Genomic DNA, 25,106 nt, shown 5'->3' on the forward strand with positions numbered 1-25,106 from the left:
ATGACGCCACCATCAGAATTGTCAGCCACCTGGTCCAGGATCACGGGAGCCCTGCAAACAATCATGTCTCCGGAGGTGTATGGATTGTGGTTTCCCAAGTTTTCCCTCCTGGAGGATTCCGGAAAGACGCTGACGCTGGTGTGTGACGATCCCATGGCCGCCCTCTGGGTGGAGAACAGCTATACGCCGGAGCTGAAGCAGGCCGCCATGCTGGCCCTGGGCACGGAGCGCCAGGTGAAGTTCATCTGCGCGGACGAGGTGGCATCCCTGCCGGCCGCCGAAGGCCAACCACAAAAGGCTTCCTCCCGCTCCAAAACGTCGCCTGCGGCGGATTCCCCGTCCGCCACGGCAAAGAAACAGCGCAGCCAGGGAACCCGGGCATGCCTGAATGATTTGTACACGTTCGATTCGTTCGTAGTTTATGAAGACAGCCGCTTTGCCTATCAGGCAGGGCTGTCCATCGCCCAGTCGGAACGGGCCCTGTTCAATCCCCTTTTCCTGTACGGGAAGTCCGGCGTGGGGAAAACGCACCTGCTCCAGGCCATCGGCCATGAGGTGCTTCACCAGGATTCCTCCGCGAATGTGGTGTACGTCACGGGCGAACAGTTCGCCAATGAGTTTATTGACGCGTCCCGCACCCAGAACGGGCAGAGCTTCGCCAAGCTGCGCCGCAAGTACCGCAAGGCGGACGTCCTGCTGGTGGACGACGTGCAATTTATTTCCGGCAAGGAGAAGACGGTGGAAGAGTTCCTGCATACGTTTGACGAGCTATTCCACGCCCACAAAACGATCGTGATTTGCGCCGATGCCGCCGCATGCGATATTTCCAACCTGGATTCCCGTCTGGCGGCACGCCTGGAGTCCGGCCTTACGGTGGAGTTGAATCTTCCGGATGATGACGCCCGGCTGGAAATCCTGCGCAGCAAGCGCGACCGGGCCGGCATGAACGTGTCTGACGAGATTCTGGAGTTCCTCGCCAGCCGCATCCAGAAGAGCGTGCGCCGCCTGGAAGGGGCCCTGCTCCGCGTAGCCACCTTTACCTCCCTGTCCGGGGACATGCCGGACATCGCCAAGATCGAGCAGCTTTTGCGCGATATCCTGCGGGAAGAAACCAGCCGCATCCTGACCGTGGATTCCATCCAGAAGCGCGTGGCGGATTTTTACGAGCTCAAGGTGAGCGACCTGACCGGCAAGCGCCGCCCCAACAGCATCGCCTTTCCCCGGCAGATTGCCATGTACCTGAGCCGCCGCCTGACGGAATGCTCCCTGAAGGATATCGGCCAGGCCTTTGGAGGCCGGGACCACGGCACCGTGATCCATGCCAACAAGCTGGTTGCCTCCCGCATGGAGGAGGACGTGCGCGTGCGGGATATCGTCCTGCGGCTGGAGGAGGATTTGAAGGATTGATTTTCCTTCCCGGCAGCCCTTCCCCAGTAATGTTGGAACAGCCGCTGTTCCTTTTCAGCATGTGTTGCTTTTCAAGCGGCGGCGGCGTCTCCGCGGCACAGGGGAGAATAAGCTTGAGACGGGAGCGGTTTGGATTAGAATCACCCTGTTCCCATTGATTCCATGATTCACGCCGACCAGCTTTCCAAAGAGTTTGGCCGCTTTCAAGCGGTAAAGAATGCCTCCTTCCAGATTGAAAAGGGGGAAATCGTAGGGTTCCTGGGGCCGAACGGCGCAGGCAAGACCACAACTTTACGCATGCTGACCGGCTACCTGCCCCCCACTTCCGGGACCGCCACGATTGCGGGATTCGACATCGTTAAAAATCCTCTGGAGGCGCGCAAGCACCTGGGCTACCTGCCGGAGCACGTGCCTCTTTACGACGACCAGCGCGTGACGGAGTACCTGAAGTTCCGCGCCAGGCTTAAAGGCATTTCTTCCAAGCAAATATGGCCCGCCGTCTCCAAGGTCGTGGAGCAATGCGGCCTGGACCCCGTGCGCCGCAAGATGATCCGCACCCTTTCCAAAGGCTACCGACAGCGCGTGGGCCTGGCGGACGCCCTGCTGGGTGAACCGGACCTGCTGATTCTGGACGAACCCACCAACGGCCTGGACCCTAACCAGATACGCCAGATACGCGAGCTGATCAAGGGGCTGGCGGCCAACCACACCATTATTCTTTCCACCCATATTCTGAGTGAGGTGGAGATGATCTGCAACAAGGTCATCATCATTGACCAGGGGACCATCAAGGCAGCGGATACCCCCTCTAACCTGACAGCCAACCTCCGCGCCGCCGGCAAGATTACGCTGGAGTTCCGCGGGGATCTGGAGCTGATTACGCAGAAGCTGGAAAGCCTGGAACACGTGAAGAAGGTCATCCATGAAGGCACGGACGCCGATGGCTGGCATACGCTGACCGTACGCGCGGAGGCCGGAACGGATACCCGTGAGAAGGCCGCGCGCCTCCTTGCGGAACAGGGCTGCCCCCTGCGCCATATTTACCGCCACACCCCCACCCTGGAAGAGGTGTTCGTGGAAATGACCCGTAAAGATTAACCGCCCGTTTCTTCTCCCTCTCTATCCACCACCCCGCATTTTCCTTTTCTCCCCATGTCTCCGGTACTTACCATTTTCAGAAAAGAACTCAGAAGCTACGTGATGACCCCGTACGGATGGGTCATCCTGGCCTTCGTCATGGCCCTGCAGAGCGTTTCCCTGTCCGGCACGCTGAAGGCGTTCCAGCTGGCCCCGCAGAAGGAAGGCATTTTGTTCTTCATCCTGCATTCCCCCATGTTCTGGTTTTATTTCCTGTTCATTTTCCCGCTGCTTACCATGCGTTCCCTGGCGGAGGAAGAGAAGACAGGAACGCTGGAATCCCTGCTGACCACGCCCATCAAGACATGGCAGGTAGTCCTGGGCAAATATTTCTCCGCATACGCCTTTTACATCATCCTGTGGCTGCCCATGCTGCTGTACCCCCTTCTGGCGGACTGGTCCAACCTGATCGTGCAGTGGATTTACGGGTATGATGCGGGCATGGTCCTCCCCTACCGCCTGGCGGACTGGGCCGGGGCGTACGCCATCCTGCTGCTGGTCGGCGCCTGGTTCACGGCCATCGGCATTTTCGCCTCGTCCCTGACGGGCAGCCAGATCATTTCCGGCATCATCACCATCGGTCTGCTGGTGCTGATTTTCTTCATGGGGCTTATTCCCGTGGTATGGGGGGAATTCCCCGCAGCGGGGATTTTCCACTACATGTCCTGCTCGGAACATCTGGACCGCTTTTCCGCCGGGCTGGTTGATACGCGCCCTGTCGTCTTTTACCTGACCATGACGGTCTTGACGCTGGCCGTCACCATCCGCATCATTGACCACCGCCGCTGGAAGCACTGATCTACCCCGCCTTTTCCCTTTCACCCCTTTTCATTTTTATCTATGAGCGAAGCACCAGACAACCCCGCCGCGGCCACGGAATCCCCCCTCCCTCCCGCCCGCAAGGTCAGACGCCCCTGGATGACCTGGATCAAGCTTTTCCTGCTGTTCCTCATCGTCGTATGCCTGAATTACGTGGGCTGCCACGAATATTACCGCCGGGACCTGACGGAAGACCAGCGTTATGAGATTTCCCAGCAGAGCATCAACATGCTGAAATCTCCGGAAATCCAGAACCGCAAGACGCCCGTCAAGATCACGTTCGCCTTCCTGCGCACCACGCAGAATTACACCCGCATGCGCTCCCTGCTTGAGGAGTACGAACGTTATTCCAACGGGAAGGTGAAGGTGGAGTACGTGGACCCCCTCCGCCAGCCGAACAAGGCCCGGGAGATTGCGAACATTTACGGGATTGAATTCAAGAAGAACCTGGTCATCATCGATGCCCGGGAAGACACGGAAAAAGCGCTCAAGACGTTTGAAGGCACCCAGGCGGACGCCGCCCACGTGCGCATCCTGCCCGGAGACGCCTTCGTGGTGTACGCCCCCAGCCCGGACGGCAAGAGCATGAAGGCGGTGGCCCTCCAGATTGAAGACATGATGACCGCCGGCATTTACGGGGCGGCCAATGGAGAACCCCGCAAGATGTATATTGCGGCGGACAAGAGCAATTTCAACGAGGCGCTGAGCAACAGCCAGGAGGAAAGCATTTTCACCACGCTGGGGAAAATCTGCCGTTCCGTCAACCTTCAGCTCGTTCCCATCCGCATGAGCGGCTTGAAGGAGATTCCGGAAGACGCCGCGGGGTTCATGATCATCGGCTCCAAGTACGACCTGTCCCCGCAGGAGGCGGAAGTGCTCCAGCGGTACTGGGCGCGCCCGAACGCCGCCATCCTGGTCATGCTGGAACCCCAGCAGGATACGCCCAAACAGCTTTACCGGTTCCTCCGTGAACAGGGCCTGCGCCCACAGAATGACCGCGTGATGCTCCGCAACAGGGGCAACCGCTCCGTTTTCGAGATTAACGCCATTTTCGCGCCCTCCCTGAACTGCACGCGCGAATTCTGGAATTCCAGCACCGGGCTGGAAGGGGAGAGCATCTCCCTCATCCTGGATTCCGACAACGCGGCCATGGAGCAGAAGCGCATCACGCCATACCCCCTGCTGGTGACTACGGAGGATTATTACGGAGAAACCAAGTACAACCAGTTCCCGGCCCAGTTTGACGCGCGGGAAGACAACCCGGGGCCCCTGATGATCGGCGCGGCCCTCATCCGCGGGAACGCCGGGGACGTAAACCAGAACAAGACCACCGGGCGCCTGGTGCTGCTGGGGAATACGGACCTGCTCCAGCCCAGGCAAATCAAGCCGGAACAGCGGGACTTCATGCGCACGCTGGTCGGCTGGATGACGGACCGTGAAGAACTGCGCGGCCTCGGCTCCCGCCATGACCTGACCGTGAAGCTGAACCTGGACCGCAACGCCCTGGGCATTCTGGAACTCCTGACAAACATCGGCCTTCCCCTGCTGGCGCTTCTGATTGCCCTGATTATCTGGAACACGCGCCGCCATTAACTCCACCACGCCCATCACCGGAAGCACATGCGCACATTCCGCTTCATCCTTCTTATCCTCGTCACCCTCGCCGCCATCGGCGCGGCGGTGCTCCTGACCATTGACGGCAACCTGTCCCGCATCATCGGGCGCACCGCCTTCAGTTCCGGAGAACGGCTTTTCCCCTATACCCGGGAGGAGATGAACGAGGTTTCCTGGATGCGCATCAATTGCGTGGGGGACGTTGCGGAGTTCCGCCGCAAGCCCAACGGCGTCTGGTGGTGCGAGAAGCCGTGGGACGACCGCATGGACCCGCGCGCGGCGGCGGCCATCCTCCAGTACACATATTCCACCAGCATCGTGGACGCGCTGCCCCTGCACAAGATTGATTCCGCCTCCCTGAAGGAGTTCGGCGTGAAGACGACGCCCGTCACCATCACCCTGAAGGAGATGAGCGACGACGGCAAGCGCTCCTCCACCGTGGCCCGCTACACGCTGGGGTCCCTCGCTCCCTGGCTGGTGGACGATCCGGAGAACAAGACCACGGACGATACCACCTACATGCAGACGGATTTCTACGGGCGGGACACCCGCATCCTGGTGGGCACCGGCAATATCCTGCCCCTGTTCAAGTCCGGCATCCGCCAGCTCCGGGACCACCGCCCCCTGCTCCTGCATCCGGCCATGCCCGCCTCCATTGAAATCAACAACCGAGGCCAGCGCATCGCCCTGGAGCGCAAGACTCCCGGCAGCCCCTGGAAAATCACGTACCCCCTTTCCCTGGATACGGACCCGGCCATGATGGACGTGCTGCTGGGCACGCTCCAGAAGCTGACCGCCGTGCGCGTGTATAATCCGGAGGAAACCAGCGTGCCGGACATGACGGACGACCAGATCACCTCCGTCTCCATCAGGAATTTCACAGGCCTCCCCACGGAGGACGGCAAATCCCTGCAAACGGAGGAACAGCCCGTTACGCTCCGCATTTACCCCCCTTCCGACAACGGAAGCCTGTCCGAACTGGTGAAGGCCACCGTTTCCGACCGCAAGGCCGTCTTTGAACTGGCGCAGACGACGGAGACCAACAAGGAGGTGCCCGGCGTGCGCAACATTCCGCTGGACCTGGGCCTTCTGCGCTCCAAGCAGTTGACGGACATCGGGGATTACAAGATCACCGGGCTTTCCATCCGCAAGAGTTTTCAGGATTACCCCACCATCGCCCGCTTTATTCAGGGTGATGAGAAAAAGGGCATCAAGCCCACCTGGCTGTACACGGCGGAAGGCTCCCGCTACCAGGAGGCCAATCCGGAGCATCTCGTTTCCCTGCTGAAAACCGTCAAGCTGGGGAAGGTGGCCGGCTTCGCCTCTGACAAGGCTACGGACCTTTCCGTGTACGGGCTGGACAATCCCAGGATGACGCTCACCATGTCCCTGCTGCCCAAGCCCGGTGAAGAACCGCGCCCCCCCGTGACGGTGTTTTTCTCCAAGGGAACGGACGGTTCCTGGTACGCCCGCCAGGCCGGCAAGCCCACCGTCGTCATGCTGGACAGCGCCTACATGAAGGACCTGCTGACGGACGCCCTGGCCTGGAAGAAAAAGATGCTTTTCTCTTTCAGCAGGTTCGACCTCAAGGAAATGCATCTGGAACGCATCGGCTCCGGCGGTCCCCTGATCCTGAAATTCGACCGTCTGGACGATTCCTGGACCGCTGCCAAGGATGGGAAGGATGAAACCCTGAACATCAATCCGAACCGCGCCAACCGCTATCTGGACGAGCTGGAAAAGATGGAGGTGAGCACCTGGCTGCCCTATACGGACGCCACGGCGCACGAGGCCCTGAAGAACCCCGTTTTCCGCCTGAAACTCATCCTCCAGGTTTACAAGGAGGCGGCCCCCGTGCAGTCCCAGGCCGGCCCCAGCGACATCACCTTCGCCCCGGAACCGGAGACGGAGGAAAAAGTCATCACGCTGGAAATCGCTCCGGCAGGAGAGGCCGGATACAGCAGGTTTTATTACGGCAGGGTGAATACATCCCCCAACTACTTTATCCTGAACATGGACGCCGTGCGCCTGCTCGGCGCCAGCCTCTCGGAAGACAACTGACCATTCCTCCCGCATGAGTATTGATCTGCAAACCGTTACCGCTTTTCTGGACGGAATCCTTTCCGTGGATTCCATTCCGGACGCATCCCGCGCCCTGAACGGCCTTCAACTGGAAAACGGAGGAGCCGTTTCCAGGGTAGCCGCCGCCGTGGACGGCTCGGAGAAGGCTATCCATGCGGCATTGGAGACGGGGGCGGACCTGCTCCTCCTTCATCACGGCATTTTCTGGCAGACCATGCAGCCCATTACCGGCATTGCATACCGGAAGCTGAAAGCCGCCATGGACGGGAACCTGGCGATTTACGCCGCCCACCTTCCTCTGGACGTCCACCCCGTGTACGGAAATAACGCCCTGCTGGCGAAGGCCTGCGGAATCCGGCCATGTTCCAATGAAGGACTGGACTACCACGGCGTTTCCCTGGGTACGCACGGGGAATTCCCCGGCACGTGCCGGGAGCTGGCGCAGCGGCTGGAAACCGTCCTCGGAGCGTCCATTCAAACTTTCTGGGCGGACTCCCCGGATGCCCCGGCTGGCGACGTCTTCATCTGCTCCGGAGGAGCCGGGGACGACCTTGTCCAGGCCGCAGCCCTCGGCTGCCGTACCTACGTGACCGGGGAGGGTTCCCACTGGAACATCCCCATGGCCCATGAACTGGGCGTCAATCTGGTCTTCGGCGGCCACTACTTCACGGAGACGTTCGGCGTAAAAGCCCTGGGGCATCTGCTCAAGGACGTTTACGGTCTGGACTATGCCTTCATCGACCTGCCGCCCTCCGCCTACAGCCATTGACCAAACGCCACGGATCATGAATCTGACCACGGACGATGCCGACGGGAAAATCCGCCTGGACCAATACCTTGCCGCCCACCTTCCGGAGCTTTCCCGTTCCAGAATCCAGAGCCTGATCAAAAGCGGGGACGTATTGGTCAACGGCACTCCCGCCAAGCCTAAAAACCCAGTTTCCCGCGGTGATTCCATCACCGTCCGCATTCCGGAGCCGGAACCGGCGGAAGCACGGCCGCAGGACATTCCCCTGGACATCCTGTATGAGGATGAAGACGTGGTGGTCATCAACAAGGAAAGCGGCATGGTCGTGCATCCCGCCGCCGGCAACCCGGACGGCACCATCGTGAACGCCCTGCTCCACCATTGCGGGGACCTCTCCGGCATCGGCGGCGTGGAACGCCCCGGCATCGTCCACCGCCTGGACAAGGATACGTCAGGCTGCCTGGTCATTGCCAAGAACGACGGAGCACACCAGTCCCTGACGGCGCAGTTCGCGGCCCGCAGCACGGAAAAACGGTACCTGGCCGTTGTCCAGGGCATTCCCTCCCAAAGCTCCGGCACGGTTTTCACCCACATTGGGCGCCATCCCGTGAACCGCCTGAAAATGGCGGTGGTCAATCCGGGCACCGGGAAAGCCGCCATTACGGACTACGACCTGCTGTGCGCAGACCCGGCCACGGATTCCTCCCTGGTCCTGTGCACGCTCCACACGGGCAGAACCCACCAGATACGCGTGCACATGCTCCATCTGGGCCATCCGCTCATCGGGGACCCCATTTACGCCAAACCCGCCCGGCAGAAGGCGAAACCCGGCAGGCTCATGCTCCACGCGTGGCGGCTGGGCTTCGACCACCCGCGCACGGGAAAGCGCATGGAGTTTGAAGCACCCATCCCGCCGGAATATACGCCGTGGCTCCAGCTCTTTCCCAACGGGCTTTACGGAGCCGTTCCGGAGCCGCGCCCGGTGAGGAAAAACGGGGAGCAGAGCTGAAGCGGCCCTGTTTTCCGTATTTCGGAAACGGCGGAGGGAGCGCCAAAAGGCAAAGGAAGCCCCTATTTTTTGCCTTCCTCCGGCTTGCAGAACTTGCGCCAGTCTTTCAGAAGCGTGGCGGGATGCCCTGTGATGATGATCTTGCCCGTGCCATCCACAATTCCCAGCCGTGGAATGGAGCCTCCCGGCTTGTAACCGGGAATGCCGTTCCCTTTCTTCGGCTTGACGATGGGGAATTTCATCCGTTCCTCCTTGGCCCATGCCTTGGCGGCCTCCTCCGTCTTGTCACAGGAAAACAGCACCAGTTCCACATCATCGGTCTGGCGGATCTTCCGGTAGGTCCGCACCACGTGGGGCATTTCCCGGCAGCAGGGGCCGCACCAACTGGCGGAATACAGGAAAAGATAATATTTGGCTTTTGGGTTCGGCCTGTCCTTGGTTAAAAAATCGGCTTTTTCCAGAGCCTTCCCCACGGCGGAAACGGCAGCCTCCCCGGCCTTGGGAGCCGGAGTATCCGCGCTGGCGGAAAATATTCCGGCCACACCGCATCCGGCGAGCATGAGAGCAACAGAGCACAGTTTGATGGATTTTTTCATAGACCCATCATTATCAATAAAAAAATAACGGTCAAGCAAGATTATTCGCCGGAGCGTATTCTGAAGAGGAGGAAAACAGGCAGGTAATGCCGGCTTGAGAAGGCCGGGAAAAAAGCTGAACGAAGGAACAGGAATTTGCATTTGTTTTTCACCTGCCGGGAGCGGGAAAAGAAAGAATTCAGCGGCGCGCCGCACCACGGTTCTTCAGGAAGAAGGCCGGAACCTAACTTGGCGGCTGGACAGAAAACGCACAAGAGCTAAACCGCCGATTTTTTGGCGGCCCCCATTCTCCCGGCAAAGGCTCAACAACCGCCCCCGCGTCCCATCAACAAACAGCCAACCGGGAACAAGGGCCTCCCGGCCCTTGTAAAAAACAGTCCAACATAAAAATATTCCCTTATGCCCCCTTTTTGGGCGGAGCATTCAAATCCACGGTCACCTTCACGGGAACATCCATGGCCTTGACGCCCTTGCTGGCCACCACCGTAGCTTTCATTTTAGCGGGCATGTTCTTTACCTGGTACGTATAAGTGCGGGAAGGAACGGAACCGAAGCTGAACGAACTTTTGGACACGCCGGGTATCTCCAGTTTGCTGCCCTCCGCGTCAGTCAGCGTTATCTCCTCCACATGGAGCGTATCACTGAATTCCAGTTCCACCTCACCGGAAGCCTTGCCGTGGTCCTTTGCATCCTTCACGGTGATTTCCATGCCCTCCACCTTGAATTTGGCGCCCTTCCGCGCGTCAAACTCCTGGCCCGGAAAAGTCCTGCTTCCTTCGGAAACCTTCATGTTGACCACTCCGTCCAGCTTCAGGGGAAACACAGGTTTCTGTTTCAGCCTCAGGGAATGTTTGGCAAAGGCTCCGGAATCACCAATGCGGGTAAAGAAATTGTCGAATTTGGCTTTTGTCCTGGCGCCGCGGCCATCCGTAACTTCAAGCTGTGAGTCCTCACCGCCCTTAACGAATTTACAGCCCTTGGGAGCAACGAAACCCAGCACCACCTCCACGGCATCCTTATTTCTGTTAAACATGTCATCCACGCCGGCAGGATCAGGGAAGGACAGGGAGACCTGGGAGACATAAACGTTCACGTCCTGTCCGCTGGCGCAGGCTATCTGGGAAACGGCGCCCAGGAAACATGCCACGGCAGTCGGCAACAATGTTTTTTTCATCATATTAAAGAGAGGCAAACCTACCCTGCATCTTCCGTGCATGCAAGAAAAATCCGCCATGGAGAAGCCCCCCCTTTAATCTTGATTTGCCCCTCCGGAACCGCTACCCTGACGCGGCTTTAAACACACAGCTTTCACAGAGACATGGAGAACATTCAACACGGGGATTCCGCCTCCCCGGCCAATCCCCCCCGGCAGCAGAAAAGCGGAAACACGGATGAACAGACCATCGCCCTGACGAAGGCGCGTCTGGCCATTGACGAGGTGGACGCCCGGATTGTGGAGCTGCTTAAGAACCGCGCCGAATGGGTGCAGGAAGTCGGCCGCATTAAAAAGGAGGGGAATTCCCCCATCTTCGTTCCCGAACGGGAAACGGCCCTGCTCAGCAAGCTGAACCGCCTGAACGCGGGCGTGCTGCCGGAGGCCTCCCTCCAGGCCATTTACCGTGAAATCATCTCCTGCTCCTTCTTCCTGGAAGGGGGGCTTACCATTGCCTACCTGGGCCCCAAGGGCACGTGGAGCCACCAGGCGGCCCTCAAGCAGTTCGGTAAAAGCTGCGAACTTATCCCGTGCCAGAGCTTCAAGGACGTGTTTGACATGGTGGACCGCGGGAAGGCCCAGTACGGCGTGGTGCCCGTGGAAAACTCCTCGGAAGGCTCCGTGACCGCCGTGATGGACCTCTTCGTCACCTCCCCCCTCAAAATCTGCGCCCAGATCAATCTGAACATCCGCAACAGCCTGATGGCGGACATCCCGCGGGAACACATCCGCATCCTGTATTCCCATCCGCAGGTTCTCGGCCAGACGCGGAACTGGATTCTGCGGCACTTCCCGAACGCGGAGCTCGTGGAAACCTCCTCCACCACGAAGGCCAGCATCCTTGCCAAGGAGAATGCCTCCATGGGCGCGGCGTCCCTGGGCTGCCCGCTGGCCGCGGAACTGTTCGGCCTGAACATTCTGGAAGAAGACGCGCAGGACCAGGCCTGCAACACCACCCGTTTTGCCGTCATCGGCCGCCAGGAAACGCAGCCCAGCGGCAGGGACCGCACATCCCTGCTCATCCGCATCCAGCACAAGCCCGGCACCCTGGCGGAAGTCATCAACTGCTTCCAGCGGCACAACAACAACCTGATCCGCATTGAATCCCGCCCCTCCAAGGTCATCAACTGGGAGTACGTCTTTTACATAGACGCCGTAGGCCACATTCAGGAATCCCCCCTACGGGAGACCCTCCCGGAGCTGGAACAGCACTGCTCCATGCTGAAAATCCTGGGCAGTTACGCGGATACGGACGTCATTTGACCGGCTTAATCTTTCTCCCCCGCTTCATACCACCCTGAAAAACCATGAAAATCGCTACGATTGCCGCCCTGGCCCTCACCCTGGCACTTCCCTCTCTGGCCCAGCAGTCCGCCACTAAAATCGTTACGGAGAACGGGCAGCCCACGCTGGCCCTGGATGAACAGTTCGCGGCCCGGCTGCGCAGCGGCAGGACGGAACAAAACGCCCCCGCCACGGTTCCCTCGGAATTCTCGGCAGCCGCCCCCGGACTTCCCCTCCCCGCGGACGCCAACCACGCTGCCGTGAAGGAAACGGCGGAAGAACGCAACCGTCGCATGGAATGGTGGAGGGACGCCAAATTCGGCATGTTCATCCACTACGGCCTGTATTCCGGGCTGGCCGGGGAATGGAAAGGCAAGCCCGGCGGTTCCGAATGGATTCAGAAAAACGTGGAAGTGGACACGGATTCCTACGCTGCGGAAGCCCTGCCCCTGTTCAAGCCCAAGGAAGGGCTGACGGAAGAATGGGCCCGGCTTGCCCGGGACGCAGGGTGCCAATACGTGGTGCTCACCAGCAAGCATCATGAAGGCTTCGGCCTGTTTGACAGCGCCCAGACGGATTACGACGCCAAAAGCGCCGTGAACCGGGACATTATCCGCGAATACGTGGACTCCTGCCGCAAGCGCGGCTTGAAGGTAGGCCTTTACCACTCCGTCATCGACTGGCACCACCCGTCCTATGACAACACCATCTGTCCGGACCTCTGCTACCCCGCGGGACAGGCGGAAATGCTTAAAAGAAAAAACATCCCGCGGGATCACGCCGCCTACCAGAAGTACCTGCACGCCCAGGTCCGGGAGCTGATGACCCGTTACGCTCCCATTGACATCATGTGGTGGGATTATTCCCAGGGAGCCATGGAAGGGGCCAGGGGCTGGAAAGCGCCGGAACTGATGGACATGGTGCGCTCCATCAATCCCGGCGTCATCATGAACAACCGCCTGTACGCCTATTCCGGCCTGAACCGGGACCAGGCCGGCACGCTGGACCTGCGCTGCGGGGACTACATCACCCCGGAACGCTTCATCCCCCGGCGCGGCTATCCCGGCGTGGACTGGGAATCCTGCATGACGGTAAGCGACAAATGGGGCTACAACCGGTATGACACCAACATCAAGTCTCCGGAAACCGTCATTGAAAAACTGGTGGAATGCGTCACCAAGGGAGGCAACCTCCTGCTGAACGTGAACCCGATGGCGGACGGAACCGTTCCGGAAAAAGTGGCCGCCACCATGCGCGGCGTGGGCCAGTGGCTCAAGATCAACGGGGAGGCCGTGTACGGCACGCGGGCCTTCACGGAACTGGACCAGCCCGCCTCCATCAACCGGCAGGGGGACATCTTCGTCTTCCTGGTTCCGCCGCCGGACAAGGGACCGGCCCAGCCGCCCAGCGAAGGGACCATGAAGGAACTGACGGAAGGCGCGGAATACGCCCGCATGCAGCCGCTGGATTCCACCGGATACGAGGACGAGGAAGGAACCTCCGTCTCCCTTCCCGCAGGCTACTCCAAAGCGGTGCTGCTGGGAGACAACACCGCCCTGCCCGTCGTCAACGGAACGGTTCTGTTCAAGGCGCACGAACACTCCAAAACGCCCTGTTCCGTCATCAAACTGAGCAAATAGCCCTCTTTTCCACTCATTTTCCTTATGGAGGAAGACCTTTTTTCCCTGGCGGCCGGCAAGCAGCCGTCACAGCAGGCAAAGAATGAAGCGGGATCCCAAGCCGGAGAACCGCAGGAAAGCGCCGCCCCCGTCCAGCCCGGCAAGACGGAGGAAGACGTGCGCAACCGCGTGGATTACCTGCGTTCCGAACTGCGCCGCCACAACCGGCTGTATTACGAACAGGCGGAACCGGAGATCTCCGATGCGGAATATGACGCCCTGTTCCTGGAGCTGGAAAAGCTGGAAAAGGCCCATCCCGAACTGGCGGAGCCGGATTCACCCACGCGCCGTGTGGGGGGGGCGCCGCTCCAGGGCTTCAACCAGATCAGGCACGCGGTGCCCATGCTGTCCATTGACGACATTTTCGAGCAGCGCGACGCCCCTGTTCCGGACGAGGAACTGGTGGAATTCTACAACAAGCTGGTCAAGGCGCTGAAAACGGAAACGGTGCCCGTCTCCGTGGAACCCAAGATTGACGGGGTAGCCCTCTCCATCATGTACCGCGACGGGCGGCTCGCTTATGCGGCCACGCGAGGGGACGGAGACGTGGGGGATGACGTGACGGCCAACGTCCGCACCATCCGCAGCGTCCCCCTCACCCTTCCCCCTGGCGCCCCTCCCGTGCTGGAAGTGCGCGGGGAGGTCTTCATGCCCAATGAAGCCTTTGCCAAACTAAATGAGGAACGGGACGCGGAAGGTCTCCCCGCCTTCGCCAACCCGCGCAACGCCACCGCCGGAACCCTCAAGCAGCTGGACCCCCGGCAGGTGGCCGCCCGTCCCCTGGCCTTCCTGGCCCACGGGCTTGGCGCGTATGAAGGGCCGGAACTCACGAATGTAAAGGATTTCTGGGACATGCTCCGCCACTGCGGCATTCCCTGCAATGATCCGGTGTATTATACGGACAGCCTGGAATCCACCCGTCAGGCCGTGCGGGACATTGACAGGCTCCGCCACACGCTCCCCTACGGCACGGACGGCGCCGTCATTAAAATCAGCTCCATGGCCACCCGGGAGGCCCTGGGAGCCACGGCGCGCGCCCCCCGCTGGGCGGCGGCGTACAAATTCCCCCCGGAACAGAAGGAAACCGCCCTGCTGAACATCATCGTGCAGGTGGGCCGCACCGGGGTGCTGACGCCCGTGGCGGAACTCAAGCCCGTGCTGCTGTCCGGCTCCACGGTGGCGCGAGCCACCCTTCACAACCAGGATGAAATCGACCGGAAGGACGTCCGCATCGGAGATACCGTGCTGGTGGAAAAGGCGGGGGAAATCATCCCCGCCGTTCTGAAAGTGAACCTTTCCAAACGTCCGGCGGATGCCAGGCCCTACAGCATTCTGGAAGCCACGGGGGGCCTGTGCCCCGCGTGCGGCAACCCCATCATGAAGGAGGAGGGAAAAGTGGCCTGGCGCTGCACCAACTTCACCTGTCCTGCGCAGGCCGTGTCGGGCATCACCCACTTCTGCTCCCGCTCCGCGCTGGACGTGGAAAGCATCGGCTCTTCCGTGGCGGAAGCTTTGAGAAGCTCCGGCCTGGCTGCCTCCGCGCTGGACCTCTTCTCCCTGAAGCTGGAACAGCTCGCCAACCTGAACCTGGGCACGCCGGAGGAACCGCGCCGCTATGGGGAAAAGAACGCCCAGAAAGCGCTGGACGCCCTGCAAAACGCGCGCGAGCTTCCGCTGGAACGCTGGCTCATCGCCTTCGGCATTCCCCTGGTAGGGGAAGTAGTCGCCAAGGCGCTGGCGGACACGCACCCGGACCTGGAGCATGTGGCGGACTCCTCCTACCTCCGGGACATCGTGCGCCAGGACGAGCTGATGGAACAAGCCGCCAAAACCAACCCCAACACCCGTGAAAACAGAAAGGCGGTGAAGGAAGGCGCGCTTTCCGCAGAGGCGGTGCAGGAGCGCCATCAGGAACTGACGGATGAAATCGACCGCCTGACCGCCCCCTATCTGGAAACGGGCTACCTGCGCAAGAACACGGCCAAGTTCAGCTATGGCTCCGAAATCGGCGTGGCGGCGGCCAAATCCCTCCAGAGCTTTTTCACCTCCGCAGCGGGGAACCATACGATGGACGTTCTGCGCGGCCTGGGCATCAATCCCCAGTCCCAGTCCTACCGGGCCAACCTTCTGGAAATCCCGGCGGGGGCCCTGTCCGGCAAGACTTTCGTCATCACCGGAACGCTCAGCCATCCGCGGGACTACTTTGAACAGCTCATTGCCGCTCACGGGGGGAAAGCCACCGGAGCCATTTCCAAATCCACCTCCTACCTCCTGGCAGGCAGCGGCGGCGGCTCCAAACGGGACAAGGCCCTCAAGCTGGGCGTTCCCGTCATCTCCGAGGAAGACTTCAACAAGCTGGTCGGGGAATAGGCCGCCATCCCTACCCTACGCTGTTTCCCATCGACGCTACAGAAACCCGTTCCCTGCATCATGCCGCAGGCTTCCGCCTGTTCCATCCCGCCGGAGCTCAAGGCAAAAACGCCCGATGCGCGCCCTCCGTCCATCTCTTCTCCCTTCCATGTTCCGTCTGATTTTTTCCGTGTGCCGCATTCCGGGAATTTAATTCCTGAATCCTGCAAAAAAGCTTGCTACGGACCGGCATCTGCTCCCTAATAAACCGCGTATGCTGAACCTGCCTAACGCCATTACCCTGACACGGATTGCCCTGGTAGTCGTCTTCACGGCAGCAGTCAGCATCGCGGACCAGTATTCCTGGGGATACCTAGCCGCACTGGTCACCTTCATCCTGGCGGCCTGCACGGACTGGCTGGACGGCTACCTGGCCCGCCGCCTGAACCAGGTCACCACCTTCGGCAAGCTCATTGACCCCCTGGCGGACAAGATTGCCGTTTCCGCCGCCTTCATTTACCTGACGGGCGTGGGGCTATGCCCCGTCTGGGTCACCATTCTCATCATCAGCCGGGAATTCCTGGTCACGGGCCTGCGCCAGATTGCCCAGGACCACGGCGTCATCATTCCCGCGGGCACGTCCGGCAAATGGAAAACCGCCTTCCAGCTGGCTTTCTGCATCGCCTCCCTGCTGGCCCTGACCTGGACGCACACGCCGGAATACCTGCCCTCCTTCCTGGACCAGCTTGCGGCGCTCTGCCTGTGGCACGGATCCGGAGCTTCCAATTTCCTGTACCAGTTCACTCTGTGGGGCTCCATCATCCTGACCGTGTATTCCGGGGCCGTTTACTGCGTGGGCGCGCGCAAATTTCTGCAGCGCTGAAATACATCCCTCCGGACAGCCTGTGATGCGTGCCAAGAGAGCCGCAGGCCTTTACGGAAACTGACTTGATATTCCGCAGGAGGGCACAAGCTTTTTTAAAGAAGTAATTAGCTAAAGCTCAATCCAGTATCCAGTTGCCGCAAGGACTTGCCGCGCTCCATGCTCCTACAGGCCGTTCCTCCTTGATGGCCGCCAACCGGGTTCCATCTCCAGCCTCTTCCGGAACTGACGGAAAAGGATTCATGACGTGCAGGACGTTTTTATTTCTCTTGACGGCTGTCCTTTGCCGTGCTTTTATGGCCCTGTTCCCGCCGAATGGTGCTTGGTTGTTGATTTTTGATAGTCATTTGCGGTTGGCGGAATACGGGCGTCTCCGTATTGATCCTTTCAGTATCGCTCCTGCGGGCTTCTTTTTGTTCCGCTATTGTCGTGATTCCGTCAGTTCATTGCAGCCGAGGCGCATTCACAGACACATCAATAAACATGGTATCAACCACATTCAGGGAGCTTGGCTTGTCGGCTCCCATTCTCCGCCAGCTGGAGAAACTGGAGTACAAGACCCCCACCCCCATCCAGGCAGCCTGCATCCCCCTGCTGCTGCAGAACAAGGACCTGATGGGACTGGCGCAGACCGGAACCGGCAAAACGGCCGCGTTCGCCCTGCCCCTTATTCAACAATTTTCAGAACATCCCAGAAAGCCGCTTGCCCGCCAGGTAAGGGCGCTCATCCTGAGCCCCACCCGGGAACTGGCCGCGCAGATTCATGACAACATCTGCGCCTACGCCAAAGGGCTGAACCTGTCCACCGCCGTCATCTTCGGCGGCGTGGGGTACGCCCCCCAGTTCAAGAAGCTGGCCGGCGGCCTGGATATTCTGGTAGCCACGCCCGGCAGGCTGATTGACCATCTGGAACGCCAGACCGTCAACCTGGGCGGTGTGGAAACCCTGATTCTGGACGAAGCGGACCACATGCTGGACATGGGCTTCGCTCCGGCCCTGAAAAAGATCGTCGCCAAAATCCCGAAGAAACGCCATACCCAGATGTTCTCCGCCACCATGCCGGACAACATTCTGCAACTGGCCCAGTCCCTGCTTCAGGAACCGGAAACGGTGATGGTCACCCCCCCGGCCGCCACGGCGGACAGGGTGGAACAGTCCCTCTGCATGGTTGGCTCCCAGGCGGAAAAAAGGCCCCTTACCCTGGATCTGCTGGAACAGCAGGAACAGCCGGGCCGCACGCTCATCTTCACCCGGACCAAGCACGGCGCGAACCGCCTGGCCTCCTTCCTGACCGGAAAGGACCACCCGGCCTCCGCCATCCACGGCGACAAGAGCCAGGGCACGCGTGAACGCATGCTCCGGGAATTCCGTTCCGGGGAAACGCCCATTCTCGTCGCCACGGACATCGCCGCCCGCGGCATTGACGTGAAAGACGTGCAGCTCGTCATCAACTACGATCTGCCGGAAGAACCGGAAGTCTATGTGCACCGCATCGGCCGCACGGCACGCGCCGGAGCCGCCGGGCAAGCCATCGCCCTCTGTTCCCCGGATGAAATCAAAAAAGCCAGGGACGTGCACAAGCTGCTGGGGCGCCTCCTTCCCGTCCATTCCTCCAGCGCCACCATACCGTCTGAATTGCAGACGGTTCCCGGCACGCACCGGGAAAGGAAAAACTCCATGCAGGAAAACCGTTCCGCCTCCCGCAGGGGGCCGCGGAAAAGTTACGGAAGGCGGAATTCCGCCGGAAGGTAGGGAAGCCGTGCGGGCGCATGATTTTAATCATTCAAAAAAACTTTTGAACGAAATCAGGGGCTGCACAGTCTCACTTGCTACAAACGGTTCACCGGACCGTTCCAGTCGGGAAGCTTCAACCGGAGTTTCAATCATGAAAATCATCTCGTCCATCATCAAGACACTGTGCGTGGGTACCGTCGGTTCCCTCGCCTGCCAGGCCGCCATGCAGGCTTACGCGGATGACGTTCCCTCCACGTTTGTGGAAGGCAACTATTCCCCGGAAGTAGCCCGCTACGTGCAGAGCATCGCAGGCGTGGCGCTGGCCTCAGGCATTCATGATTATGACGAAAACGCTACCAGCAGCTATCAGGTTCTGGCTCAGGTTCTCAACAGCGGCAATGCAACGGAATTGCCGGACGACCTGAAACGGGCCATTGAAATGCTGACCAGCTACGTCCCCGACCCGAACGCGACCATTCAGCCGATTCTGACTAAAAAACAGATTGAGAGGATGGAGCAGATGGCGGACCGTATTGAAAACCTGATGGAGGAAAAATACGGAGTGGACCTGGAAGACTGCATGAATATCATGAAACGTGCATTGGCCCCGTCCATTCCCGACATCCTCCGCTCCTGTGACATGGAAGGCACGCAGCTGCCGACCACCACCGTTTTCCGCCCCAGGCTGGGCAAGGCGCTGAATGAAGCTTATGCCAGGCTTGCCGCGTCAAAACTTCCCGCCGCCGGCACGGCTCAGTAACCGGACCACTTCAAAACGACCGGGAAGATGATCCCGATTCCACGGCATGCGGACCCCGTCAAGGTTCCCTGAACAGAAGCCGCAGGAAACGGAATGATCTTCCCCGTCGCCAGGAAAGGAAACAACAGCCAGCGCCGGCGACACCACGCAACACTCTCCGGATGTCCTCCGATGCAGGGCCGATCCTTCGGAACGCGGTGCAGCGATACGCTCACCCCCCTTCACTCCCAAGCAACGGCATGCAACATCGGCACAACCGGGTGATGCACCTGACAGGCCCCGTCCTTCCCGCACTGCGGCAGGAATGGGGCCTTTTTCATGCCCGCCTCCCGGAAGGAGCCTGCCTTCCCCTCTTTTGACGCCTCCGGCGCGGAGCACCTCTCTCCCGCAGGAGAATGCATTTTTTGCACCATCCGTGAAAGAAAGATTCTCAAGTCCGGGTATGTATGGCAAACTAAGGACTCAAATCCTTCCATATAATTACCATCCATGGATAATTCATCATCACGCCGTCGTTTCCTTCAGACCCTGGGTCTGGCTACTGGCGCCCTGGCTGCCGGTTCCTTCGCCAACGCCCAGGAAGTAGCTCCCCTGGCTCCCAAAAAGATCATCGTTCCGGACCCGAACAACATCGGTCCCATGACCACGTGGCCCCCGCGCAAGCCCGGCGCCATCTACATGGGCGGCTTCAGGGCCCCCAAGCTGGACAAGGTGCGCGTGGCCTTTGTCGGCGTGGGTGAACGCGGCTCCATGCACGTGGGCCAGATGGCCGTCATTGAAGGCGCGGAAGTCGTCGGCATCTGCGACCTGTACAAGGACTGGGCGGAACGCAACGCGGCGCTGGTGGAAAAGAAGACGGGCAAGCGCCCTCCCATTTTCACGAACGGCCCGGAAGACTACAAGCGCATGATGAAGGAAGTCAAGCCGGACGCCGTCATCGTCTGCCCCAGCTGGGAATGGCACTGCCGCGTCACCTGCGACGTGATGAAGATGGGTGCCCACGCCTTTGTGGAAGTGCCCATGGCCGTCTCCATCAAGGAACTCTGGGAAATCGTCAATACCTCCGAGGAAACCCGGAAGCACTGCATGATGATGGAAAACGTCAACTACGGACGTGAAGAACTCATGTACCTGAACATGGTGCGCCAGGGCGTCATCGGCGACCTGCTGTACGGGGAAGCCGCCTACATCCACGAACTGCGCGGCCAGATGAAGCAGGTGGACCGCGGCACCGGCTCCTGGAGAACCTACCACTACGCCAAGCGCAACGGCAACGTCTACCCCACGCACGGCCTCGGCCCCATCGCCCAGTACATGAACCTGGCCCGCAAGGACGACTGCTTCGGCAGGCTCGTTTCCTTCTCCAGCCCGGCCCTGGGCCGCGCCGCCTATGCCAAGAAGAATTTCCCGGCGGACCACAAGTGGAACAAGCTGGACTTCGCCTGCGGCGACATGAACACCTCCATCATCAAGACCACCATGGGCCGCACCATCCTGGTGGAATGGGATGAAACCAGCCCGCGCCCCTACTCCCGCCTGAACCTCATTCAGGGCACCCTGGGCACGCTGGCCGGCTTCCCGACCCGCGTGGCCGGTGAAAAGCTGGGCAACGGCAACTATCACGAATGGATTGAAGGCAACGAAAAACTGGCCCCCATTTTTGAAAAGTACGATCACCCGCTCTGGAAGAAAGTCGGCCCGCTGGCCCTGAAGATGGGCGGCCACGGCGGCATGGACTTCGTGATGCTTTACCGCATCATCGAATGCCTCCGCAAGGGCGAACCGATGGACCAGAACGTATACGAAGGCGCCTTCTGGTCCTCCGTCTCCGAGCTTTCCGAATACTCCGTGGCCCAGGGCGGCATGCCCCAGGTGTTCCCGGACTTCACCCGCGGAGACTGGAAGACGACCGCCCCGCTGGGCATCGTTCAGTAAAAAACTCATTCCCCATCCGGCCTGGAGCTTTTCCGCCTTTACAGCGGGCTTTCAGGCTGGGGCGGATTCCCCGTTCAGAAAACAGGCCGCTGCAAGGCGTGCCTGTTTTTTATTGGCGTGAACAGCGGTTGCAGGGGTAAAAGGAGGCAGGCTGTTCCATTGGCAGCCCCCCTGTTCCTTGATGGAACGGGCGCTCACGTTCATAAAGGCGGAGCATGAAAACCCGCAATAAGCATTGGTTCCCTGCCTGCTGTTAGTGAAAAAGGCAGGAAAGGAAGAATGCCTTGCACCCGGAAGGTATAACCACACAGCCTGAATAATTTATGAAAGCGCCGACTCAACTCATTTCTTGAGGATTCTCTTTAGATTGGCAATGTCCAATAACAAATTCACCGTTTCAAAATTCCCCTTGTAAAACACGCCCCAGTTATTGAAGACGCAGGGCAATTCCTTTGCCTTTTGCAGCGTATCCACCCTGATGAGAGATACCGGAACATCATTCTCTCCACAGTACCGTTTTATGATCTCAATGTTTTGATGCACAAAGGGACATTGCATATCATAATAAATTGTCAGCTCCCGGCTCTCAATTCTCCCCTTTTTGGCATTCGGCGCAAACCTCGGCGTTGTTCCGTCAAAGGAAAGAGCAAGCAGTTCATAGCCATGACTGACAGCATCCACCGCCTCAAAGCCGAACTTCTTCGCGAAGGATTGATCGGCAAGCCAGGCTCTCTGTTTTTCAGCTCCGAGCATGCAAACGCCGGATTTGCCCTTTTCCCTGGCATCAGCCAGACAATATTCCATCAGCAATTTTCCATACCCTCTCCCCTTGTAGCTGCCGGAAACCCACAAGCAATATATATAATAGTAGTTGTCCCCAAGGATGGGAACCCAGGCCGTCTCCAGAGGGGCATATTCAATAAAAACCACTCCCTTGGCATTTAACTTTCTAAAGACGTGGCCTTCCCTGATCCGGCTGGAAAGCCATTGCCGCTTTGCTTCAACGCCCGGATGGGGGACCCGGCTGCGGATAATGCAGCATAAATGTTCACTGGCCAGATTGTCCGCCGTTAAATTGATAAAATCCGCATTCAAAGGCGCATCTTCCATTTTACTAATTTTAATATCCGTCTGTGGAAATGTCAAAAACTCATTCCGTGCCCCACTTTCCGCTACAAGAATAAGTTCTTTCGTTCATCCGGGCACCAGCGGACGCATTTCTCCCTTGGCAAATGGGGGCCTTACAACAGAAACAAGGCTGTACCTGCTGAAAAACAACTGTAACGGCGTGAAGGGACACCGGGGGTCCTCAACTGCCCCTGACGGGCGTCTCCGACGTCAGTTCATACGTCTTTTCCGTGCCATTGGCGGCCACCCGGACGGATTGCGCCACCGGGGAGGAAAGGCGGAACTGCGTTACCCTGCCGTCCTTCCAGTCCATGTCCACAGTAATGTTGCCGCGGGCTTTCAGTCCGCGCACGCTCCCGTTTTTCCAGGCTTCCGGCAGAGCCGGCAGAAGATGCAGGCGGCCGGTGCGGGACTGGAGCAGCATTTCAGCAAAGCCGGCCACGATGCCCATGGTCCCGTCCACCTGCATGGGCGGATGCGTGGTGAACAGGCTGTCCATCATGCTGTGGCGCATCATGCCCCGAATCATCTCATAAGCCTTTTCCCCGTCCAGAAAACGCGCCCAGAGGCTGGCGCGCCACGCCCAGGTCCAGGAGCGGCGGGAATCCCCCGTGGTTCCGCGCGCCAGCAGGGATTTGCGGGCGGCTTCCGCCCATTCCGGCGTCTTTTCCGGGCTGATCCGGCTGCCGGGATAAACGGCAAACAAGTGGGAGGTGTGCCGGTGGCGCGGGTCCCAGGAGCCGCCCGGCTTGCGGGCGATCATCCATTCCAGCAGCAGGCCGTCCTCCCCCACCCTGGGACCGGCCAGAAGATCCCTCTTGGCGGCCAGTTCCTTCCTCCAGGCAATGTCCACGCCCAGGGTTTCCGCGGCCTGTACGGTATCATGGAACAATTCCCACACGATCTGCTGGTCATGCGCGCAGCCGTCCTCCCTGGGGCCGTGTTCCGGGGACCAGCCCATCGGAGCCACCAGCGTTCCTTCCTTCACGTCCTTCAACTCCCGGGAGATTATTTCCGGCGTCACCTTCCTGTCCTCCGTCCGGAAGTTGCTTCCTCCCGTGTGCAGGGGCTTGAGCTGGCTTTCCCAGAAACGGCAGATTTCCTTCATCATCGGGTAAGCCGTCGTTTTCAGATACTCCCTGTCCATCGTGAACAGGTAGCGTTCCCACAGATGCAGGGCATACCACGCGGAAGCGGGCTTGTTCCATTTAAATCCCTGGCCCCCGTAAATGTTCTGGGCCGTCCTGGACGTCCAGCCCGGAGCGGGCTTGCCGCCAGCCGTCCTGAACTCTTTCTCCTCCCGGGTGATTTTACGCGCGGCGGGCGCCATTTCCCGGATGTAATCCACCAGCGGGTCATAACATTCCGCCAGGTTGGAGGGGAGCACTCCCCAGTAGCACATCTGGATGTTGATATTATTGTGGTAGTCGGAATCCCACGGCGGAATCAGGCTGTAATTCCACAGGCCCTGGAGGTTGGCGGGCAGATTCCCCGGCTGGGAGGAGGAAAGGATGACGTAGCGGCCGAAGTTGAACACCAGTTCCTCCAGATCGGGATCACGGGCGTCCCTTCCGGCGTCCACCGCCTGCCTGTACCTCTTCAGCCTCTCGTTGACGGGGAGTTCCGCCGTGGCGTCCTCCGTCTCTCCCAGGTCCAGGGAAACGCGGTGGTAAAGCTTGCCGTAGGCGCCCCGGTGGGCGGCTTTCAACTGCTCCGGAGCCGCCTTGAGCGCACGGGCCAGAACGGCTTCATTCCTCTTGCGGGGCGGCTCCCCCTTCCAGTTCCGGGAAGCGTCCAGCACGTAATCCGTAGCCAGAGAAACCAGCACGCGGCAGGAATCCGCCTGCCGGACGGTGATGGAGCCGCCGTCAGCCGTGACACTTCCACCCCTGGGAAGAACGGCAATGCGCGCCTCATAGGTCAATCCGTTTTTCAGGGAACCCTGCATCAGAATCATTCCCCTGCCCCCTCCGGCCGTGGCCGTAATCCTGTCCTGAGGATGCAAGGTCGCCAAGCGGAAGGAGGCTTCCACGGAACGGGGCCTGTCCCCCTGCACCGTCATGGAAACCACCTGGTGCGGAACGCTGGCGAAATACTCCCTCCGGTAACGGACTCCCCCGGAGTTGTAGGACACGGAGGCCAGCGCCTCCGCCACATCCAGCGTCCTTTTATAATCCTGCACGTTCTCTGCTGCCGGATACGTGATTTCCAGCGTGCCGAACGGCTGGTAGGATCCGAATTTGACGGAATCCGGCCCCTTGTCCTTGGCTTCCGCACTGCAAAAACCTCCGGACCACATGCTGATTTCCGTCAGCTCCAGGCGGTCCTTTTCCACGCCTCCGTAAATGAGCGCTCCTATTCTTCCGTTGCCGATCGGCGTGGCGTCCTTCGCCCAGGAGTTGTCCCCGGTTCCCTTCTGGGGCCGCGTCTCCTTCCATTCCGCCGGACGGCTGAACCGGACCAGGGAGGATTTCCAGGCCGTTGATTCCTCCGCCGCGCGCAGGACGTCCCCGTGGAACAGAACACCAAGAAGGAGCAAGAAGAACGGACGCATAACGGAAAGATACTACCATATATCCGGAGCCTTTTCAAAGCCATTCTTTCCGCCGGAAAGGACGCTTCCGGATGACGCCAAAAGCCGCAATTCCATGAAATTTTTCCTCACTGCGGAACCGTATGTAGGCTTGAGGAACGTCCCATGCGCACGCATTTTCCACCATTTTCCCCCG

Annotated in this window: 18 protein-coding genes; 14 read left to right on the forward strand and 4 right to left on the reverse strand. The window is 59.8% G+C overall.

All coding sequences use genetic code 11. The features are described 5' to 3' along the window. From dnaA to J5W70_RS00035, 7 genes are all read left to right on the forward strand, one after another. The gene (dnaA, locus tag J5W70_RS00005; RefSeq protein WP_022397091.1) at positions 1–1,407 is read left to right on the forward strand and encodes a chromosomal replication initiator protein DnaA; all 1,407 of its coding nucleotides are present in this window, start codon (positions 1–3) and stop codon (positions 1,405–1,407) included. A 162-nt stretch (positions 1,408–1,569) separates the two neighbouring features. Beyond that, on the forward strand, positions 1,570–2,505 hold the full coding sequence (locus J5W70_RS00010) for an ABC transporter ATP-binding protein (RefSeq protein WP_022397090.1): 936 nt from the start codon (positions 1,570–1,572) through the stop codon (positions 2,503–2,505). Between the two features lie 54 nt (positions 2,506–2,559). Then, on the forward strand, positions 2,560–3,342 hold the full coding sequence (locus tag J5W70_RS00015; protein ID WP_022397089.1) for an ABC transporter permease subunit: 783 nt from the start codon (positions 2,560–2,562) through the stop codon (positions 3,340–3,342). Between the two features lie 42 nt (positions 3,343–3,384). Continuing rightward, the gene (locus J5W70_RS00020) at positions 3,385–4,956 is read left to right on the forward strand and encodes a DUF7088 domain-containing protein (RefSeq protein WP_022397088.1); all 1,572 of its coding nucleotides are present in this window, start codon (positions 3,385–3,387) and stop codon (positions 4,954–4,956) included. A gap of 27 nt (positions 4,957–4,983) precedes the next feature. Next, positions 4,984–7,038 (forward strand): DUF4340 domain-containing protein, encoded by a 2,055-nt coding sequence (locus tag J5W70_RS00025; RefSeq protein WP_022397087.1) that lies wholly within the window; start codon positions 4,984–4,986, stop codon positions 7,036–7,038. A 13-nt stretch (positions 7,039–7,051) separates the two neighbouring features. Beyond that, entirely contained in the window at positions 7,052–7,828 is a 777-nt protein-coding gene (locus J5W70_RS00030; RefSeq protein WP_022397086.1) for a Nif3-like dinuclear metal center hexameric protein, read from the forward strand. 16 nt (positions 7,829–7,844) lie between these two features. After that, on the forward strand, positions 7,845–8,816 hold the full coding sequence (locus tag J5W70_RS00035; protein ID WP_022397085.1) for an RluA family pseudouridine synthase: 972 nt from the start codon (positions 7,845–7,847) through the stop codon (positions 8,814–8,816). 62 nt (positions 8,817–8,878) lie between these two features. Here the strand turns inward: J5W70_RS00035 and J5W70_RS00040 are convergent, their stop codons facing one another. Then, positions 8,879–9,412, reverse strand: a complete 534-nt coding sequence (locus J5W70_RS00040; protein ID WP_022397084.1) for a TlpA family protein disulfide reductase — start codon at positions 9,410–9,412, stop codon at positions 8,879–8,881. A gap of 397 nt (positions 9,413–9,809) precedes the next feature. Beyond that, on the reverse strand, positions 9,810–10,589 hold the full coding sequence (locus J5W70_RS00045) for a hypothetical protein (protein WP_022397083.1): 780 nt from the start codon (positions 10,587–10,589) through the stop codon (positions 9,810–9,812). A gap of 141 nt (positions 10,590–10,730) precedes the next feature. Between J5W70_RS00045 and pheA the strand changes: the two genes are divergently transcribed. The 7 genes from pheA to J5W70_RS00080 all read left to right on the forward strand — a co-directional run bounded on the left by pheA (position 10,731) and on the right by J5W70_RS00080 (position 21,249). Next, a complete protein-coding gene (gene pheA / locus J5W70_RS00050) occupies positions 10,731–11,888 on the forward strand; it encodes a prephenate dehydratase (RefSeq protein ID WP_022397082.1) in 1,158 nt (385 codons plus the stop codon). 44 nt (positions 11,889–11,932) lie between these two features. Further along, entirely contained in the window at positions 11,933–13,549 is a 1,617-nt protein-coding gene (locus J5W70_RS00055; protein ID WP_022397081.1) for an alpha-L-fucosidase, read from the forward strand. Between the two features lie 24 nt (positions 13,550–13,573). After that, the gene (gene ligA / locus J5W70_RS00060) at positions 13,574–15,958 is read left to right on the forward strand and encodes an NAD-dependent DNA ligase LigA (protein ID WP_022397080.1); all 2,385 of its coding nucleotides are present in this window, start codon (positions 13,574–13,576) and stop codon (positions 15,956–15,958) included. A gap of 253 nt (positions 15,959–16,211) precedes the next feature. After that, on the forward strand, positions 16,212–16,820 hold the full coding sequence (gene pgsA / locus J5W70_RS00065) for a CDP-diacylglycerol--glycerol-3-phosphate 3-phosphatidyltransferase (RefSeq protein WP_022397079.1): 609 nt from the start codon (positions 16,212–16,214) through the stop codon (positions 16,818–16,820). A gap of 483 nt (positions 16,821–17,303) precedes the next feature. After that, positions 17,304–18,572 (forward strand): DEAD/DEAH box helicase, encoded by a 1,269-nt coding sequence (locus J5W70_RS00070; protein ID WP_022397078.1) that lies wholly within the window; start codon positions 17,304–17,306, stop codon positions 18,570–18,572. A gap of 133 nt (positions 18,573–18,705) precedes the next feature. Further along, positions 18,706–19,314 (forward strand): hypothetical protein, encoded by a 609-nt coding sequence (locus tag J5W70_RS00075; RefSeq protein ID WP_022397077.1) that lies wholly within the window; start codon positions 18,706–18,708, stop codon positions 19,312–19,314. 489 nt (positions 19,315–19,803) lie between these two features. Beyond that, on the forward strand, positions 19,804–21,249 hold the full coding sequence (locus J5W70_RS00080; protein ID WP_022397076.1) for a Gfo/Idh/MocA family protein: 1,446 nt from the start codon (positions 19,804–19,806) through the stop codon (positions 21,247–21,249). A 342-nt stretch (positions 21,250–21,591) separates the two neighbouring features. Here J5W70_RS00080 and J5W70_RS00085 read toward each other — a convergent pair whose 3' ends face one another. Further along, positions 21,592–22,344, reverse strand: a complete 753-nt coding sequence (locus tag J5W70_RS00085; RefSeq protein ID WP_343123158.1) for a GNAT family N-acetyltransferase — start codon at positions 22,342–22,344, stop codon at positions 21,592–21,594. A 214-nt stretch (positions 22,345–22,558) separates the two neighbouring features. Then, on the reverse strand, positions 22,559–24,931 hold the full coding sequence (locus J5W70_RS00090; RefSeq protein ID WP_022397074.1) for a glycoside hydrolase family 95 protein: 2,373 nt from the start codon (positions 24,929–24,931) through the stop codon (positions 22,559–22,561). Positions 24,932–25,106: the final 175 nt, after the last annotated feature.

The organism is Akkermansia massiliensis (genome assembly GCF_018847375.1).
GTDB lineage: Bacteria > Verrucomicrobiota > Verrucomicrobiia > Verrucomicrobiales > Akkermansiaceae > Akkermansia > Akkermansia massiliensis.